This window comes from Actinosynnema pretiosum (assembly GCF_024171695.1).
GTDB classification, from domain to species: domain Bacteria; phylum Actinomycetota; class Actinomycetes; order Mycobacteriales; family Pseudonocardiaceae; genus Actinosynnema; species Actinosynnema pretiosum.
The window spans coordinates 127,383-144,064 of sequence record NZ_JAMTCF010000018.1; the positions used below are offsets into that span (position 1 = coordinate 127,383).

General features: G+C 75.0%; 18 protein-coding genes. 8 read left to right on the plus strand and 10 right to left on the minus strand.

Annotated features, from left to right (window positions below):
* The first annotated feature begins 81 nt into the window (after positions 1-81).
* Positions 82-1,650: a S8 family peptidase gene (locus LV78_RS31195; RefSeq protein ID WP_253849603.1), complete on the plus strand. Its 1,569-nt coding sequence runs from the start codon at positions 82-84 to the stop codon at positions 1,648-1,650.
* 202 nt (positions 1,651-1,852) lie between these two features.
* Here the strand turns inward: LV78_RS31195 and LV78_RS31200 are convergent, their stop codons facing one another.
* The 6 genes from LV78_RS31200 to LV78_RS31225 form a co-directional block, all read right to left on the minus strand.
* Entirely contained in the window at positions 1,853-2,263 is a 411-nt protein-coding gene (locus LV78_RS31200; protein WP_253849604.1) for a PRC-barrel domain containing protein, read from the minus strand.
* Positions 2,264-2,460: 197 nt separating this feature from the next.
* On the minus strand, positions 2,461-4,218 hold the full coding sequence (locus LV78_RS31205; protein WP_253849605.1) for a ricin-type beta-trefoil lectin domain protein: 1,758 nt from the start codon (positions 4,216-4,218) through the stop codon (positions 2,461-2,463).
* Positions 4,219-4,429: 211 nt separating this feature from the next.
* A complete protein-coding gene (locus tag LV78_RS31210; RefSeq protein ID WP_253849606.1) occupies positions 4,430-5,131 on the minus strand; it encodes an NUDIX hydrolase in 702 nt (233 codons plus the stop codon).
* A gap of 117 nt (positions 5,132-5,248) precedes the next feature.
* On the minus strand, positions 5,249-6,547 hold the full coding sequence (locus LV78_RS31215) for an adenylosuccinate synthetase (protein ID WP_253849607.1): 1,299 nt from the start codon (positions 6,545-6,547) through the stop codon (positions 5,249-5,251).
* Complete coding sequence (locus LV78_RS31220) at positions 6,531-7,511, minus strand: hypothetical protein (RefSeq protein ID WP_253849608.1); 981 nt, start codon at positions 7,509-7,511, stop codon at positions 6,531-6,533. The genes LV78_RS31215 and LV78_RS31220 overlap by 17 nt, the downstream gene beginning before the upstream one ends.
* Position 7,512: 1 nt before the next feature.
* On the minus strand, positions 7,513-8,520 hold the full coding sequence (locus LV78_RS31225) for a serine/threonine-protein kinase (protein ID WP_253849609.1): 1,008 nt from the start codon (positions 8,518-8,520) through the stop codon (positions 7,513-7,515).
* Positions 8,521-9,126: 606 nt separating this feature from the next.
* Between LV78_RS31225 and LV78_RS31230 the strand changes: the two genes are divergently transcribed.
* The 3 genes from LV78_RS31230 to LV78_RS31240 all read left to right on the plus strand — a co-directional run bounded on the left by LV78_RS31230 (position 9,127) and on the right by LV78_RS31240 (position 11,941).
* Positions 9,127-9,591 carry a hypothetical protein gene (locus LV78_RS31230; RefSeq protein WP_253849610.1) on the plus strand — a complete coding sequence of 155 codons (465 nt, stop codon included), beginning with the start codon at positions 9,127-9,129 and terminating at the stop codon, positions 9,589-9,591.
* Positions 9,591-10,448 (plus strand): Vgb family protein, encoded by an 858-nt coding sequence (locus LV78_RS31235; RefSeq protein ID WP_253849611.1) that lies wholly within the window; start codon positions 9,591-9,593, stop codon positions 10,446-10,448. Before LV78_RS31230 ends, LV78_RS31235 begins: the two co-directional genes overlap by 1 nt.
* A 329-nt stretch (positions 10,449-10,777) precedes the next feature.
* A complete protein-coding gene (locus LV78_RS31240; protein WP_253849612.1) occupies positions 10,778-11,941 on the plus strand; it encodes a PLL family lectin in 1,164 nt (387 codons plus the stop codon).
* 43 nt (positions 11,942-11,984) lie between these two features.
* On the opposite strand, the gene LV78_RS31245 is transcribed toward LV78_RS31240, so the two are convergent.
* Complete coding sequence (locus LV78_RS31245; protein ID WP_253849613.1) at positions 11,985-12,311, minus strand: hypothetical protein; 327 nt, start codon at positions 12,309-12,311, stop codon at positions 11,985-11,987.
* Between the two features lie 138 nt (positions 12,312-12,449).
* On the opposite strand from LV78_RS31245, the gene LV78_RS31250 reads away from it, so the two are divergent.
* Entirely contained in the window at positions 12,450-13,124 is a 675-nt protein-coding gene (locus LV78_RS31250) for a GNAT family N-acetyltransferase (RefSeq protein ID WP_253849615.1), read from the plus strand.
* Between the two features lie 7 nt (positions 13,125-13,131).
* Here LV78_RS31250 and LV78_RS31255 read toward each other — a convergent pair whose 3' ends face one another.
* Positions 13,132-13,632: a hypothetical protein gene (locus LV78_RS31255; RefSeq protein ID WP_253849616.1), complete on the minus strand. Its 501-nt coding sequence runs from the start codon at positions 13,630-13,632 to the stop codon at positions 13,132-13,134.
* A gap of 90 nt (positions 13,633-13,722) precedes the next feature.
* Positions 13,723-14,124 (minus strand): Dabb family protein, encoded by a 402-nt coding sequence (locus LV78_RS31260; RefSeq protein ID WP_253849617.1) that lies wholly within the window; start codon positions 14,122-14,124, stop codon positions 13,723-13,725.
* A gap of 85 nt (positions 14,125-14,209) precedes the next feature.
* Between LV78_RS31260 and LV78_RS31265 the strand changes: the two genes are divergently transcribed.
* Positions 14,210-14,845, plus strand: a complete 636-nt coding sequence (locus LV78_RS31265; protein ID WP_253849618.1) for a TetR/AcrR family transcriptional regulator — start codon at positions 14,210-14,212, stop codon at positions 14,843-14,845.
* Between the two features lie 57 nt (positions 14,846-14,902).
* Here LV78_RS31265 and LV78_RS31270 read toward each other — a convergent pair whose 3' ends face one another.
* On the minus strand, positions 14,903-15,112 hold the full coding sequence (locus LV78_RS31270; RefSeq protein WP_253849619.1) for a DUF8129 domain-containing protein: 210 nt from the start codon (positions 15,110-15,112) through the stop codon (positions 14,903-14,905).
* A gap of 174 nt (positions 15,113-15,286) precedes the next feature.
* Between LV78_RS31270 and LV78_RS31275 the strand changes: the two genes are divergently transcribed.
* Together LV78_RS31275 and LV78_RS31280 are read left to right on the plus strand one after the other, a co-directional pair.
* A complete protein-coding gene (locus tag LV78_RS31275) occupies positions 15,287-15,631 on the plus strand; it encodes a DUF6292 family protein (RefSeq protein WP_253849620.1) in 345 nt (114 codons plus the stop codon).
* 337 nt (positions 15,632-15,968) lie between these two features.
* Positions 15,969-16,385, plus strand: a complete 417-nt coding sequence (locus LV78_RS31280) for a hypothetical protein (RefSeq protein WP_253849621.1) — start codon at positions 15,969-15,971, stop codon at positions 16,383-16,385.
* The last annotated feature ends 297 nt before the right edge of the window (positions 16,386-16,682 follow it).

Here is a 16,682-nt window from a genome sequence, read left to right on the forward strand (position 1 = left end):
CCACCGCCACCCCGCCCGTAACCCGCGCACCTGCTGAAACCCTGTCCCCGCCCGAGATCGCCAAGGGGAGAGGAACAGCGTGTGAGACGCACGTCGACCGGTTTCGCAGCCGCGCTGGGCGGACTGGCGCTGGTGCTGGGGGCAATCGCGCCCGCCGCCGCCCAGGCCCGGAACGGGGAGCCGCCGCCCGCCGAGGGCGAGGTCGTGCCGGACAGCTACATCGTCGTGCTGAAGGACCAGGAGGGCTCCGCGGGCCACGCGTCCACCGCCGCGCTCGCCGCGTCGCTGGCCGCCGCGCACGGCGCGGACGTCACCTCCACCTGGAGCAGGTCGCTGCGCGGGTTCGCCGTCCGGGCGGACGCCGAGCAGGCCCGGCGCCTGGCCGCCGACCCGGCCGTCGCCTCGGTCACCGCCAACGGCAGGCTCAAGGCCCACGGCGCCCAGTTCGACCCGCCCTCGTGGGGCCTCGACCGGGTCGACCAGCCCGACCTGCCGCTAGACGAGGTCTACAACCACCGCGCGGACGGCGCGGGCGTGCGCGTCTACGTCGTCGACAGCGGCATCCGCACCACGCACGCCGACTTCGGCGGTCGCGCCAGCTGGGGCGCCGACCTGGTCGACGGCAGCGGCCGGGACTGCGCGGGGCACGGCACGCACGTCGCGGGCACCGTCGGCGGCGCCCGGCACGGCGTCGCCAAGGGCGTCCAGCTCATCGCCGTGCGCGTCCTGGACTGCGCCAACGGCACCACCTACGAGACCGCGCTCAACGGCGTCGAGTGGGTCACCGCCAACGCGGTCCGCCCGGCCGTGGCGAACCTGAGCTTCGGCGGCTCCACCTCCCCGCAGAGCGCCCCGCTGGAGCAGGCCGTCCGCAACTCGGTCGCCTCCGGCATCACCTACGTGGTGTCGGCGGGCAACGACAACCGCAACGCCTGCTCGGCCACGCCCGCCCTGCTGCCCGAGGTGATCGCCGTCGCCGCCACCGACCAGGCCGACCGGCGCGCCGAGTACTCGAACTCCGGCGGCTGCGTCGACCTGTTCGCCCCCGGCACCGCGATCCGCTCGGCGTCCGCCGCCGACGACACCGCCTCCCGCGAGGAGACCGGCACCTCCATGGCCGCCCCGCACGTCGCGGGCGCCGCCGCGCTGCACCTGGCCGCGAACCCCGCCGCCACGCCGCAGGCGGTGCTCACCGCGCTCGCCTCGGCGGCCCAGAACGGCAAGGTCGGCGGCGCGCTGAGCGGCACGCCCAACCGGCTGCTGTCCACGGCGGGCACCACGGGCGCGCCGCAGGAGGTCGACCTGGTCCGCGCCTGGCGGCACCCCGACCACCTCAGCGCCAGCGCGGGCGTGCCGTCCGGGTACGGTGCGGAGGGCAGCCTCGGCAGGCTGGTCACCGCCCGCAAGCCCGGCACCCGGCCGCTCTACCAGTGCAAGGTCGGCGGCTGGGACCACATGACCTCGCTGCGCGCCGACTGCGAGGGCCTGGAGCGGGTGGGCCTGCTCGGCTACGCCCTCACCGACCGGGGCGAGGGCGCGCACCCGGTGTTCCGCTGCCTGATCCGCGAGAGCGGCGACCACATGGACAGCCGCGACCCGAACTGCGAGGGCCAGACCGTCGAGGGCGTCCTCGGGTTCGCGCTGGACTAGCCGGTACCGGCGCCGCGACGGCGCCGCACCCCTGAAGCTCGGTGAGCGCCTGACCGGGGCGCGGGCGGGACAGCGCGCACTGGCCCGCCGCGCGCCGGAACAGGCGCTCACCGGACCGGGCGCGCCACCCGGTGAACGACGGAGGGCGGTCCCCGACCAGGGGACCGCCCTCCGTTCGCGTCGCGGACCGCCACCAGGACCGCTACCAGGGCGGCGTCACCCGGTAGCTGTCCGAGTAGTACTCGCCCAGCCGCTCGCGGTACGCGGGCACGTCCAGCTCGTCCGGGTCGAACTCGGGCGCGCCCGCCACCTGCTCGGTGCTGCGGTCGACCTGCACCACGCGGGCCTCCCGGTCCACGCCCGACACCACCCCGACCGGCAGCGCGACCCGCTTGCCGCCGGACACGTCCACCACCAGGCAGTCGGCGGGCAGCAGCGCGTTCTCCGAGTCCACCACCCCCACCCGCCCGTCGGTGGCGCGCACCTCGAAGCCGAGCAGACCGGTGTCCGGCCGGTCCGCCAGCGACACGTCGGGGTCCGCCGGGTGCTCCTGCTCGCGCAGCGCGGTGATGGCGTCGCGCCAGATCCACGGGGCGAAGGGGAACGGTTGCACGGTGACCTCCTCGTCACGGCTGCCTGACAGGGCTGACTGCCACGGCTGACTGTCACCCGCCGGGTACCCCTCATCCCCCGTCCGGGAACGGACCAGCCGGTGCGGGAAGCGGAGAGCCACCCGCACCGGCCCCGTTCAGGACAGCCCGGCCCCGTTCAGGGCAGCGCCAGCCCTGCTCAGGGCAGCACCACCCCCGCTCAGGACAGCGCCCACCGCTGCGAGGTCCGCCCGTCGCACGGCTGGACCACCACCGCCGTGCCCGCCGCGACCCCGCGCGCGTCCAGGCACCGCCCGTTCCCGGCGTTCACCAGCCGCTGCCCGTCGCGCGTCCACCGCTGGGTGGCCCGCCCGTCGCACACCGCCGTCACCGCCGGGGTGCCCGGCGTCCCGGTCGGCTCCAGCAGGTCGAGGCACTGCGACCCGTACAGCCGCACCTCACCGCCCTGCCACAGCGTCCACAGCTGGTTCGCCGCCCCGTGGCACGCCCACAGCGCCAGCCGCGCCCCCGGCCGCGTCACCGCGCCCGGCACGTCCACGCACTGCCGCGACGCCACGCCGCGCAACCCGCCGGTCTCCTGCGCCAGCGGCCCCGCCCCGGTGACCCGGAACGCCGCGACCCCGTGCGACGGCACGTCCGCGACGACCTGCGGACCGGACGAGGTCGCCCCGGTCCACAGGTCGGTCAGCGCCAGCGAGGTCCCGGCCAGCCCGACCTCGGCGGGCCCCGCGCCGATCCGCGCGGGCTGCGCGCCCCGGTTGAACAGGCCCACCGCGACCGACCCGTCGGCCAGCGGCTTGACGAACACCTCGGTGTCGCCGTCGTCGCGCACCCGCCGACCGCCCGCGCCCAGCGGGTCCTGGTTCACCGCGATCAGGCCGGGCGTGCGCAGGATCGCGGAGATCTCGGCGGGCATGGCGCGCACGTCGTTGCCCGCCATCAGCGGCGCGGCCATCAGCGCCCACAGCGCGAAGTGCGCCCGCGACTGCTGCACGGTCAGTCCGGGCCTGCCCACCACCAGCATGTCCGGGTCGTTCCACCGGCCGGGACCGGCCTGCGCGGCCAGCGGCGCGTTCACGTCGACGACGTTCACCACGCCCATCGGGTAGCTGTTGGTGTTCTCGTTGCGCCAGATGTCCAGCAGGTCCTCGGTGGTGCGCCACAGGTCGGCCACCTCACCCCAGTCGTGGGTGTCGCCGGTGATCGCGTGGTAGCTGTTCGGGTTGATGCTGTACACGATCGGGCGGCCGGTGGCCCGCAGCGCGTCGCGCATCAGCGCGAACCGGGCGATCTGCTCCTCGCGGGTCCCCTCGGGGGAGCACCAGTCGTACTTGAGGTAGTCCACGCCCCAGGAGGCGAACGTGCGGGCGTCCAGCTCCTCGTGCCCGACGCTGCCGGTGGAACCGGGGTAGGCGCCGCCGCGCTGGGCGCAGGTGCGGTCGGTGGGCACCTGGTAGATGCCGAACTTCAGTCCGCGCGCGTGGATGTAGTCGCCGAGGGCCTTCATACCGCTGGGGAACCTGGTCGGGTCGCCGCGCAGGCTGCCGTCGGGCAGGCGCTGGACGTCGAACCAGCAGTCGTCCACCACGACGTACCGGTAGCCGGAGTCGCGCATCCCGGAGGAGACCAGGGCGTCGGCGGCGTCCCGGATGGTGCCCTCGCTGATGTTGCAGCCGAAGGTGTTCCAGGAGTTCCAGCCCATCGGCGGGGTGGTCGCCGGACTGCCGGGGGCCGCCGGGCGCACGTCCGGGACGGCGGCGGCGGGGGAGCGGTCGGCGCCGGTTCCCGCCGGGACCGGCGCGGCCGAACCGGCCGCAGCCTGGGCGGGAACGAGCCCCACCGCGATCAGCCCCACCGAGATCAGCGCCGCCGCGACCAGCGCGGCGAGCCTGCCCGGCGGTCTGCCCGCCGGTGGGAAGCGTCGCGCGCCGATTCCGCAGGGGGTGGACCGAGGCATCGTTGCCCTCCTCTCGCGGGGAGGGACCAGCACCTCGCCCGCGTTCGGTGTCGGTGGTTCCGCCGTGCCCACGGGCTCGGGCGGGACCGCCCCGCGCCCGTCTCGCGGACGCTACCGGCGGCCGGTGCCCCCAGGCGAGACGCCGGGGAGCCGCGACCGCCAGAGCCACACCAACGGAGGCGTCCGGGGCGCGCCCCGGACCGCGAACCGGTCAACCCTCCCAGCGCCACACCAGCGGCGGCCGTCCGCCCTTCGCGCGGGCCGCCGCGTGCTGCTCGGTGCGGCGCAGGCCGGGGACGCGGTCCATCAGCCTGCCCAGGTTCGCCGGGTACGGGCGGTCCCCGGTCAGCGCCTCGGTCACGTCCAGCGCCTGCGCCGTGGTGAACTCCGGCCCGAGCAGCCCGGCGGTGAACACCGGGTCCCGCCACAGCCGCTCGGCCAGCAGCGCCCGGCAGTCCGCGACGATCCGGTCGTGGTCGAACGCCAGCGGCGGCACCTCGGACAGCGGGGCCCAGCGCGGCCCGTCCGAGCGCGCCGGGTCGAGCGCCGCCCACAGCGCGACCGACAGCGTCGGGCCGCGCGGGTCGCGGGAGGGCTCGTCGAACGTGGCCAGCTGACCGGTCGCGCGCACCGCCCCCGCCGGGACCCCCAGCTTGCCCGCGACCGCCCGGACCGCCGCCTCGCGCAGCCGCTCGCCCCTGCCCAGCAGCACGCCGGGCAGCGCGTCCCGCCCGAGGAACGGCTCCAGCTCGCGCCGCGACACCCCGAGCAGCACCGCGCCCGACTCGGCGTCGAACCGCAGCGCCAGCACGTCGACCGACACCAGCGACGACTCGATGGCACCCGGCGGGACGTCCCCCGGCCGGATGTCCCCCTGCTGGGCGTCCTCGGATTGCGCTTCCACGGAAGGCATTGTCCAGCACTCGCGCCCCACCACACCCCCTGACCTCGTCCCACCCCACCGGAACCACCCCCACCCGCGCGAAGGCGGTGGGCGCCCCCCGCACCCACCGCCCCGTGCCGCGACCCCTCAGCGCGGCACGGGAACCCGCACCCGGTAGTCCGACCGGTCCGGCCCGGCGCCGGTCACCACGACCGGCGCGCCCAGCTCCCGCTCCAGCCACCCCACCGGGTCGGCCTGCTCCACCAGCACCGGCTCGACCCGCCCGAGCAGCTCCGCGACCCGTGGATCGGGCGTCGGACCACCCGGCCCGACCACCTCCTCCAGCCGCGCCACCCGCCGCCCGTCGACCTCGTACGCCTCCGCGACCAGCACCCCGGCCCCCACCGCGTCCAGGTGCGTCACCGCCAGCCCGTCGACCCCGCCGCACGCGGCCACCGCGTGCCGCAGCAGCACCGCGTCCAGGTGCCCGGCCCGCCACGCCCCCTGGTACCGCCCGATCCCGTTGTGCCGCTCCGGGAACCGCGCCGCGACGGCGGCGTCCTCGGTCGGCATCGGCCCCGCGCCGTGCCGGGTCTGGTAGGTCCGCGTCACCCCGACCACCCGCGCCGGGAGCCCGCCGAGCAGCGCCCGCGCGTTGTCCGGGGTGACCGTCGACCAGGTGGTGTGCGGGTGGAAGCCGCGCCACTGGTCCAGCAGCACCCCCTGCGCCCCCTCGAACACCAGCCGCCCCCGCGCGGCCAGTCGCCCCACCTCGTCGTCCCCGGTGATCCGCACCGCGTCGGCGAAGTCCCGGTACATCGACACCAGCTCGGCCACCGACCAGCGCGCGGTCGCGAGCGGCGCGTAGAACCGGGCCAGCGCGTCGAGCTTGCGCCGCAGCACGTCCGGCCGCAGGCAGTCGGCGACCACCGGCGCGTCCCCGAACGCCCCGAGCACCTCCTGCCCCTCCACCACGTCCCCGACCCGCGCCGCGCGCTCGGACAGCAGCGAGTACCAGACCGTCTCCCCGATGCCCTTGCCGCACGACCCGTGCCTGCCCGCGCCCCTGGCGTCCTCCCGCGCCCGGTTCGCCAGCACGTGGAACGGCGTGGTCAGCAGCGCCCCGCCCGCCACCGACACCAGCGACAGCGGGTCGGGCACCCCGATCCCGGCCAGCTCCCGCGCCTCGGCGGCCAGCGCCATCGGCTCGACCAGCACGTGCGGCGACAGCCAGGTCGGCACGCCCGCGAGCGTGCCCGACCCGAACTGGCTGAACGTGTGGTGCCGGTCCCCGTCGACCACGTTGTGCGCGGCCTGCGCGCCCCCGTTGAACCGCACCACCGCCGAGGTCTCCCCGGCCCGGCACAGCGCGTCCACGACCGCGCCCTTGCCCTCGTCGCCGAAGCCGAGGCCAACGACGACGACGTGGTCAGACGAGGCTGACATCGTCCGGCCCGTCCAGCGCCGGGGGAGCGGCCGAGGTGGCCACCGACCGCGCCCCGACCTTCTGCAGCGCCTTGCCGACCGACCTGCTCTCCGCGCCCGACCCGACCTCGGCCAGGTCCACCATCGCCTGGTCCAGGTCGACGACCCGCTCCTCCAGCCCGATGGTCGCCGCGATCAGCTCGCACACCGCGCCGGGGTCGTCCAGCTTCAGGAAGTTCTGCCCCAGCAGCCCGCGCCAGTGGTCGCCGATCTCCGGGTCGTCGAAGTAGTGCGACTGCTTCGGCAGCACGAAGTACACGTGCCAGCGCCGCGCCAGCTCCCGGTACACCGACGCCGGGTCGACGTCCTGGCCGAGGTCGTCGCCGATGATCCGCTTGATGTGCCTGGCCTCCAGCCTCGGCTTGTTCAGCTCGTCGCCGATCAGGAACAGGTAGCCCTTGCGCCCGCGCTTGCTCCAGGCGTCGGTCTCCACGTGCCTGGCCATGAAGTAGGCGGCCAGCTCGTACGACTCGCTCTTCTGACCGCCGCCGTTGCCCTCCAGGAAGATGTTCCGCAGCTGCTCGTCCATCCGGTTGTCCGACTCGAACTGCCCCACCTGCAGCGGGACCCGGTCGCTGTCGGCGTCGCCGATGCCGCCGAACAGCACCTGCGGGTCGCTCAGGTAGCCCTTGCGCTTGATCAGCCCGTGCAGCTTGCCGAGCTTGCCCTGCATGATCCGGGGCACCTGCCCCATCGAGCCGGTCACGTCGAACAGCACCGCGATGGGCGTCGAGTCGGCGTGCTCGTCCGAGTCGCGGCACTCGCGGGCCACCACGCCGTGCGGGTCGAGCGAGGGGTGGGCCTTCCAGTCGGCCGACGGCTTGCCGCGCGTGGCGCTGGTGTAGCCGAAGTCCGAGATGCCCTTGGCCGCGCGGAAGGTGCGCGCCGCCGCGAAGGCGTTGTCGTCCCAGCTGCCGTGTCCCATGTCAGGCTCCTTGGTCGGTCATCGAGAACGGGCGGAACACCCGTGGTCCGTAGAGGTCGTCGAGCAGGTCGTCGTACTCGTCGAGCAGGTCGGCCGCCTCCGGCCGGGCCGAGGGGACGTCCTGCGAGCACCCCTCGGCGAACAGGCGTTGGCGGTGCTCGCCGGGGGCGAGCAGGTCGAGCATCAGCGCGTGCGCCATCCACACGTCGGTGGCGCCGGTGAGCGCCTCGCCCGCCGCGACCTCCGGCGGGTAGGCGGTGGTCCGGTCGCGGGCCAGCGGGCGCTGGCCGCGTTCGACGGCGAACGACCAGCCCGCGAGCACCACCCCGTGCCGCTCGGGGTGGACCAGCACGTTGTCGGCGGTGATCGCGCCGTGCACCAGGCCCGCGAGGTGGGCGCCCGCGACCGCGCGCAGCAGCCTGCGGTGCATCCACGCCCAGTCGCGCCCGTCCAGGCCGCCGGGGTGGGCGCTCTTGACCTCGGCGAGGGTGTGGAAGCCGTCGACCAGCGGGGCCAGCACGGTGAACGCGCGCTCGCCGCGCCCGACCTCGCCGGAGGCGTCGACCAGCCTCGGGAAGTACGGGGCGAGCCAGCGGTGCTCGGCGGTGAGGCGGCCCAGCGCGGTGAGCGCGTCCTGCTCGGCCAGCAGCAGCGGGCTCAGCGCCGGGTTGCGCACGACCTTGACCACCTCGGGGCCGTCGGTCAGGTACACGTTCGCGACGCTGCCGACCCGGTGCAGCGCCCCGGTGCGGTAGGCGCGGCGGGCGGTGCGCAGCTCGACCGAAGCCGACCCCGAACCCGACCACTCGTCGTGCAGCCGGGTGACCTCCGAGGCCGCGGCGTGCGCCCGGTGGTCGTCCGGGCCGGTGCGGTCGGGGTGCAGCGCGACCAGCAGGTCCCGCCACAGCCGGTGAGCCGACTTCGCGCGATCGGGGGAGAAGTCCCCGAACAGCCCAGTCGAAGAGTTGGCGCCCTCGACCAGCCTGAGGGCTTCGTCCCTGGTGAACATAGTTTGAGTTTAGGTGACTTAAACCGGTCGTGCAACCCTTTCGGGCGAAGTGGGCGTTCATAGGGGTGAGGACTCTTGTGGCAACGGAGTGATCTGTGCCGATCACGGCTAACGTCCGGGCCGGACGCGGAGACATCCGTCCAGAACCGTGATCACCCGAACCCCGTCCCCACCCACCCCTGCCTGAAGCAGCCGTCCCGCCGATTGCCAGAGTCCTGGCTAGGGCGACGTCCCTACCCGTCGCCCGCGCACCACCCGCCGCGGCGTCCTACCCGCCTCGGCGCCCGCAAGGCGCGCGACGTCCTACCCCGCCGCGCGAGCACCGCCCCGCCCTGCCCGCCCACCACCGCACCAGCCCTGCCGACTGCACCAGCCCTGCCGACTGCGCGCCCCTGCCGCCGCACGAGTCCTCGTCCCGCCGCACGAGCCCAGGAGAAGAACCCGGTGAAGCCGTTGACCCCGACCCGACCGATGAGCACCTGCGCGGTCACGCCCCGCCCCAAACCCGTCCGGCTGCCCGCGCGCGGGTTGCAGAGCCGGTCGTCCCGGCCGAGGCGCTGAGCGCCGCTCATGATCTACTTGCGCCCCCTGCGAATGGAGGCGCGAGTGCCGGAACTGTTGTTGCGCAACGGAATCAACCCCGAAGACCCGGACGCCCCGGTGCTCCTCGTGATCATCGATCCCGAGCGGTCACCGGGCGAGCGCGCGGTCTGCCTGCTGGGCAACCACGGCTACGAGCGGGACAACGCCCTCTACCTGGTCCCGACCGACGGCTGGGCGGAGCGCGCGCTCGACGGGGGCTCCCTCGTGGTCGACCTGGTCGCCTACCCGCTGGTCCTCGGCGGCTACGACCTGGACCTCGGCCTGTTCACCGAGCCCGCCGCCCAGGACGCCGACGCGGTCCGGCTGCTGCGCGTCACCGGCGAGGTCGACGCCACCGAGCTGCCCGAGGCCACCGTCGTGGTCGCGGTCTCCGAGGGCGCCACCGTCGACGACGTCGTCGAGGAGCTGCGCTCGGGCGAGCTGTGGCCGGTGGTCCTCGCCCCGGCCAGAGCTCCCGAGGAGGGCTGATGCGGGTCACCACCTTCCCGGTGCCCGGCGCGGACGGCCCCTACGGCGTCGCGGTCGGCCCGGACGGCGCGATCTGGTTCACCGAGGTCGGCGCGGGCAGGCTCGGCCGGATGACCACCGACGGCGAGCACACCCCGGTGCCGCTCAAGCTGTCCCCGTGCGCGCCGACCGTGCTCACCGCCACCGACGACGCCCTGTGGTTCACCGACTTCCGCCACCACCGCCTCGGCCGCACCACCCCGGCCGGGCGCACCACCGCCGTCGACCTGCCCGGCGCCGGTCCGTACGGGGTGACCGGCGGCCCGGACGGCGCGGTGTGGTGCACCGCCGCCACCACCGGCAAGATCGGCCGGATCGAGGCGGGCCGCGCCACCTGGTTCGACCTGCCGGTCGGCAGCTTCCCCGCCATGATCACCACCGGCCCGGACGGGGCGCTGTGGTGCACGCTCAACCAGGCGGGCGCGATCGCCAGGCTGAGCGTGGACGGCGAGCTGCGCGTCCACCCGCTGCCCACCCCCGGCGCGGGTCCCGTCGGCATCACCGCCACCGCCGACGCGGTGTGGTTCACCGAGGTGCTGGCCGGGCGGATCGGCCGGATCACCCCGGACGGCGAGGTCACCGAGTTCGCGCTGCCCGACCCCGGCGCCCGCCCGCACGCCATCGCCGAGGGCCCGGACGGGGCGCTGTGGTTCACCGAGTGGGCCACCGCCGCCGTCACCCGCATCACCCCGGACGGCGAGCTCACCGGCACCGCCGCCCTGCCGCCCGGCAGCGAGCCGCACGGCATCGCGCTCGGCCCGGACGGCGCGCTGTGGACGGCCCTGGAGTCCGGGGCGCTCGCCCGCGTCGAGCCCTGACCCGCTTCCCGGCGGGCGAACAATCCTCGGCCGCCGGGAAAGCGCTGTCAACGGACTTCGCGGACTTCACCTGAACCGGGTCGCGGCGGGGTGAGGTGAATTCCCGCACGCACTTCGGGCAAGCGGCCTGCGCAGGTGTGCTGAACTGCGTCGATGACTCTCCGGCGCACGTTCTCCGATTACCCGCAGATATCCCCTCCGGGGTCACCTCGCCCCCGCTCGGGCACTGTGTGGCGACGCCCGATGCCGGCAGCGTGAATTCCCGTCCGGACGGCCGCCCGAGCACGGGCCGAGCCGAGGACGCTCGATCTCGGAGGGGAATTCCGACCATGAAAGATCGATTCGCCAGACGACTGCTCGCCGGGGCCGCGCTCGCCGTGGCCACCCTGCTGCCCGCCGCACCGGGCGCGGTGGCCGAGCCTGCCGATACCCAGCCCGTCGACGCCTCGCCGGTCTCGGCGGGCCCCACCCTGTCGTCCGCGCAGGGCGTGGGCGACAACCAGGACGGTCGGCTGGAGGTGTTCGCCCGAGGGGGAGACGGGGCGCTGTGGCACATCTGGCAGACCACGCCGAACGGCGCGTGGGGGAACTGGGCCAGCCTCGGCGGCTGGTTCACCGGGACGCCCGCCGTGGGCAGCAACGAGGACGGCAGGCTGGAGGTGTTCGTGCGCGGCGGTGACGGCGCGCTCTGGCACATCTGGCAGACGGTCCCCAACGGCGGCTGGAGCGCGTGGGCGAGCCTGGGCGGCTACCTGACCTCGGACCCGGTGGTGGGCCGCAACGCCGACGGTCGGCTGGAGGCGTTCGCGCTCGGCGGGGACAGCGCGCTCTGGCACATCTGGCAGACCTCGCCTAACAGCGGGTGGGGTGGCTGGTCGAGCCTGGGTGGCTACCTGACCTCGCCGCCCGCCGTGGGCAGCAACGCGGACGGTCGGCTGGAGGTCTTCGCGCTCGGTGGTGAGAGCGCGTTGTGGCACATCTGGCAGTCCGCGCCGAACAGCACCTGGAGCGGGTGGTCGAGCCTGGGCGGTTACCTGACGTCCCCGCCCGCCGTGGGCAGCAACGCGGACGGTCGGCTGGAGGTCTTCGCGCGCGGTGGCGAGGGAGCGTTGTGGCACATCTGGCAGGCCACGCCGAACGGCTCCTGGAGCGCCTGGAACGGCCTCGGCGGTTACCTGACCTCGCCGCCCAGCGTGGGCAGCAACGAGGACGGTCGGCTGGAGGTCTTCGCCCTGGGCGGTGAGAGCGCCCTGTGGCACATCTGGCAGACGACGCCCAACGGCTCCTGGGGCGGCTGGTCCAGCCTGGGCGGTTACCTCACCTCGGAACCGACCGTGGCGAGCAACGCCGACGGCCGCCTGGAGGCGTTCGCGCGCGGCGGTGACAACGCGCTGTGGCACATCTGGCAGACCTCGCCCAACAGCACCTGGGGAAGCTGGTCCAGCCTCGGCGGCTACCTGACCCGCGCGGGGACCGGGCAGGCGGCGGCCTGACACCGCGGGGCGCGGCGGTCCGGGGACCGCCGCGCCCCACCCGTCAGACCCGCGTGCGCCACTCCTCCTGCCACCCCACCCGCGCCTCGTACACGGTCGCCAGCAGCCGCAGCGTCGGCTCGTCCGCGAGCCGCTCCACCTCCTCGCGCAGCAGCTCCGCCTTCCGCTGGAACGGCACCAGCGCCTCGTCCTCGGTGGCCGCCACCCCGCCGCCGGTCAGCAGCAGCCCGCGCCCGTCGTCGGTGCGCAGCAGGCTCAGCCGCCCCTGCTGCTCGGCCTCCACCAGCAGCGGGACCTTGCCCTGCTCGGCCCGGCGCTCGTCCTCGGCCAAGCCCTCCAGCACGAACCGCCGCATCTCCTGTTCACCCATGCCCCACGGTTCTCCACAACCACACCCGTTCAACCCCACCCGTTCGTCCGCGCCCCGGTCCACGATGTGGTCCCGGTTGGACAGCGGGTCCGCCCCGGACGGATGATCCCTCCCGGTTTCCGGCCAGGAGGAGGGCGCATGTCACCGCTGGACAACCCGTCCTGGTCGGCGCTGACCGGCGAGCAGGCCCGGTTCGCCGAGGGCTCGGGCGGGGCGAGGCGCTACCGCGCGGACGTCGCCCCGTTCCACTCCGTGCCCGCCGACCCGGACGCCACCGCCTGGCGCGACCTGGCCCGGTTGACCGGACCCGGCGCGCTGGCCGTCCTCAACACCAACGCCGACCTGCCGCCCGACTGGGAGCTGGTGCAGCACATCCCCGCCGTGCAGCTGGTCGACGACGGCATCACGCCCGCGCCGGACGACGAGGCGCTGCGGCTCGGCGCGTCCGACGTGCCGGAGATGCTCGACCTGGTCGCCCGCACCCAGCCGGGGCCGTTCCTGCCGCGCACCGTCGAGCTGGGGAACTACCTGGGCGTGCGGCGCGGCGGCGCGCTGGTCGCGATGGCGGGGGAGCGGATGCGCCCGGACGGGCACACCGAGATCAGCGCCGTGTGCACCGACCCGGCCCACCGGGGGCAGGGGCTGGCCGCCCGGCTGGTGCTCGCGGTCGCGGTCGGCATCGCCGAGCGCGGCGAGACGGCGATGATGCACGCCGCCGCCGCCAACACCGGGGCGATCCGGGTCTACGAGAAGCTCGGGTTCGCGGTGCGCCGCGAGACGAAGTTCGTCTCGGTGCGCGCGCCGCTGGCGTGAGCCGCGCTCAGGCCTTCGCGGGGGTCCCCCCGCTGGTCGTCCCCTCGCGGGGCGCCCCCTCCCCGGTCCTCTCCTCGGGGGCGCTCTCGTCGACGCCGAGCGAGCCGTCCAGCAGCTCCCGCCCGCGCGCCTCGAACACCGAGGCGTAGGCCGCCGAGTACTTGTCGTACACCGCGAGCTTGTCCGCCTCCCGCACCGCCTCGGCCCGGAACTCGTCGCGCAGCCTGCGCATGGTGTTCACGTCCGAGCGGCGCTTGCGGCTGTGCAGGTAGGGCTTGAACGTCACGTTCAACCCGCCCACCACGGCGGCGAGCAGCAGCAGCGCCTTGCCCAGCGCCGTCTCGGACGAGGCGAACCCGGCCGCGAGCACGGCGGGCACCGCGATCAGCACCACGCTGTAGGCCATGCCGGTCGTGCGGTGCACCACCCGCCACAGCGCCATGCGGTCGCAGTCCCGCCGCATCCTGGTGTCCAGCTCGGAGATCAGCGCCTGCGCGTCGTCGGCCACGGCCCACATCCTGGCAGCCGCGACCGCCCCCGGACGGCGCTTCGACGCGCGCTCGCCCGTCCGGCCCAACCACCCGGTCGGGTCAGGGTTTCACCCGGCGGCCAGGTCCAGCTCGGGGACCGTCCCCAGCAGCCGGGCCCACTCCGGGTGCGCGGCGGCCTTCTCCCGGTGCAGCGCGTTGACCGCCTCGGCCAGCTCGGGCGAGCCCTCGTCGGCGAACCGCGTCGCGGACAGCCTGGCCAGCCTGGGGATGATCACCGAGTCGGCCGCCAGGTGCGCGGGGTCGTTCACGTACCGGCGCAGCGCGTCGAAGTCGGCCAGCGCCACGCAGTAGGCGTGGGTGAACCGGGGGTCGTCGCCGATGTCGGGTCCCACCGAGGAGAACGACACCGGCTCCAGCTCGGTGAGCCCCCGCAGCACCGCCAGCACCTCCGCGCGCTCCTGCGCCGTGGCCTCCTGCTTGAACGCGAACCGCAGCAAGTTGACGATCATCGTCCCGCCCTCCCCGGAAATGAACCAACGGGTTCAAGTTATTGGTTTCGCTGGTTCAGGCGCAAGGGGTCGATAGGCTCGACCCGTGATCGACGGGGGTGCGCGTCGCGGGCGCGCGGACAAGCGGACGGCGATCCTGGCCGCCGCCTTCCGGGTGTTCGCCGCGCGCGGCTACGCCCAGGCGTGCGTGCGCGACATCGCCGACGAGGCGGGCGTGGCCAAGCCGACCGTCTACAACCACCTGACCGACAAGGAGTCCCTGTTCCGGGAGTCCCTGCTCGCCGCCGCCGACCGGGCGCGGGTCCGGCTCGACGCGGCGCTCGACGGCCTGCGCGCGCCCGGCGACCCCGCCGTAGCGCTCGCCCGCGCGGTCGGCGAGCTGGCCGAGGTGCTGGCGTCCGACGAGGTGCGGTCGCTGCGGCTGCTCGCGCTCGGCAACGCCGCCCTCTTCCCCGAGCTGGTCGGCGAGGCGCACCGCCGCACGTCCGCCGCGACCGCGACCGCGCTCGCCGACCGGCTGGCCAGGCTGGTGCTGTCCGGCGCGCTGCGCCGCTGCGAGCCCGACCGCGCCGCCGGGCACCTGCTGTCCCTGGTGGACGGCGCGCTGGACGCCCGCTCGGCGTGGGGGAGCCGCGAGCTGCCCGCCGCCGAGGCGCGGGCGGCGGGGGAGGACGCGGTGGAGGTGTTCCTGCTCGCGTACGGGGGTCAGGCTTCCGAGTGAGTCGCCTTTTTTAGGTCACCGAACGTGACCGGGTCCGCCCGCGCGGTGCCTGCGGTGTCACGCGGGCTCCGGCCGGGGGACCGGCGAGGCCCCGGCCTCCAGCAGGTCCAACCAGCCGATCAGCACCCGGAGCACCGGCGTCCGGCCCGCGTTGGCGCGCTCGTGCGCCAGCACGACCGACAGCTCGTCGCACCCCAGCGCCCGCACCCGCTCCCGCAGCTCCTTGAGCCCGAGCAGGTCGTAGTCCGGCAGCGGAAAATCACCCACGAGGACCGGCTACCCGCACCCGTTCGTCACAAACCGTGCACACCCGGTTACGCCACCACGGGGAAATCCCGTGTGCTGGAACACATGAGGGATTATCGGATGTTTGTCCGGGTACAGGGGCTGTACGCCGAACAGCTCGGCGAGAGGGGCATGACTACTTCACGGGGTGAGTTGATGGACCTCGATTTCGATGACACTGTGGTGCGGGAGCTCGAGCTCTACGCGCGGAGGGTGACCAGGGCGCTGGGTCTGAGCGGCGACAGCTCCTGCCTGCAGGGCGAGGAGCCCGCCTCGGTCTACCTGGCACTGGACGGCGTGCTGCCCGACTTCCCGGACCGGGACGTCGCCCTGCTCTGGGACGAGGACCGGGGCTGGGCCGCCGCCGTCGAGGCCGACGGCCAGGACCCGGTCGTGGTCGCCCGGTTCGGCGCGGAGGTGCGTCCCGCGCCCGCCGACGTGGCGACCTGGGTCGACGGCCTGCTGGAGGACGTGGAGGTCCCCCAGTCGCGCATCGCGTGAGCGCTCGCTAGCGCCGGTTCGCCGGAGCACCGGCCCAGCGCCGCGCCGGTGCGAAGGAGTGCCGCACACGTGGCGCCGCAGTGCGAAAGGGCCCGCCCCCTGAACCGGGGGCGGGCCCTTTCGCGTGCTAGGGGTCGGCGCGGTGGTCGCCTCTCGGCGAGTGGCACGTGGCGGCTCCAGCCTGACGGTATTCCGCGACGGCGCTAGGTGAGGCCCGGGGACACGACCGCGCCGACCGATCCGTACAACGGCGGGGGGTCGCCGGATGTTCCCGGTTCGGCCAAGTGGCGCTCGTCACGCCGGGATTGCTCCGAGCGGCAGCGGGTACACGCGTCCCATGAGCCGAGACGAGCAGGCGGAGGAGCTGGTCGGGTACGCCCCGCAGACCGGTCCCGACGAGGTCGCCGAGGAGCTGGACGAGGACCGGCTGCGCCTCGACCCCCTGGAGGCGGGCATGGACCCGCCCGAGCACTGGACCGCCGCCGACAAGTACGGCACCACCCCGTACGAGCAGGCCCACCCCCGCCCGCTGGACGACCGCCTCGCCGAGGAGCAGCCGGAGTTCGACGACCGCCCCCGCGCCGAGGCCGACCCGGACGCGCAGACCGACCCCGACTCGCCCGGCGACCCGGACCTGCTGGCGGTCCCGCTGAGCGAGGCCGAGCGCCGGGGGCAGGCCGCCGACGAGGCGGGCGGTTCCACGGCGGGCGCGGTGCGCGCGCCGGACGAGGCGCCGGAGCCCGACGAGGAGTGAGGTCGCGGCGCCGCGCGTCGGTGACGTGCCGGGCCCCCGGTGGGTGAAGTCCGTCCCCGCCGCTTCCCCGGCGCCGCCCGCGCGGGCCTGGTCGACCCGCCCCGCTGAACCCCCGGCCCCCGAGGTGCGATCCACCTCGGGGGCCGGGCTCGTCCCCGGCGTCGCAGCCCCGTGCGTGCTTTCCCTTGCCGCACAACGTGATCCGCGCCCCGGCCCAGCCCAGCCCACCGCGCTCCCGCCGCTCGCGCTGCGAACCCCGCCCGCCGCCTGCACGATGTGCCCGCCGCACCCGCGCCC

Coding starts and splice junctions, on each gene's coding strand:
- LV78_RS31205 (WP_253849605.1), bottom strand. CDS start 4,218: ATGCCTCGGTCCACCCCCTGCGGAATCGGCGCGCGACGCTTCCCACCG.
- LV78_RS31280 (WP_253849621.1), top strand. CDS start 15,969: ATGAGCCGAGACGAGCAGGCGGAGGAGCTGGTCGGGTACGCCCCGCAG.
- LV78_RS31245 (WP_253849613.1), bottom strand. CDS start 12,311: ATGGGTGAACAGGAGATGCGGCGGTTCGTGCTGGAGGGCTTGGCCGAG.
- LV78_RS31250 (WP_253849615.1), top strand. CDS start 12,450: ATGTCACCGCTGGACAACCCGTCCTGGTCGGCGCTGACCGGCGAGCAG.
- LV78_RS31260 (WP_253849617.1), bottom strand. CDS start 14,124: ATGATCGTCAACTTGCTGCGGTTCGCGTTCAAGCAGGAGGCCACGGCG.
- LV78_RS31275 (WP_253849620.1), top strand. CDS start 15,287: ATGGACCTCGATTTCGATGACACTGTGGTGCGGGAGCTCGAGCTCTAC.
- LV78_RS31215 (WP_253849607.1), bottom strand. CDS start 6,547: ATGTCAGCCTCGTCTGACCACGTCGTCGTCGTTGGCCTCGGCTTCGGC.
- LV78_RS31240 (WP_253849612.1), top strand. CDS start 10,778: ATGAAAGATCGATTCGCCAGACGACTGCTCGCCGGGGCCGCGCTCGCC.
- LV78_RS31235 (WP_253849611.1), top strand. CDS start 9,591: ATGCGGGTCACCACCTTCCCGGTGCCCGGCGCGGACGGCCCCTACGGC.
- LV78_RS31220 (WP_253849608.1), bottom strand. CDS start 7,511: ATGGGACACGGCAGCTGGGACGACAACGCCTTCGCGGCGGCGCGCACC.
- LV78_RS31210 (WP_253849606.1), bottom strand. CDS start 5,131: ATGCCTTCCGTGGAAGCGCAATCCGAGGACGCCCAGCAGGGGGACATC.
- LV78_RS31225 (WP_253849609.1), bottom strand. CDS start 8,520: ATGTTCACCAGGGACGAAGCCCTCAGGCTGGTCGAGGGCGCCAACTCT.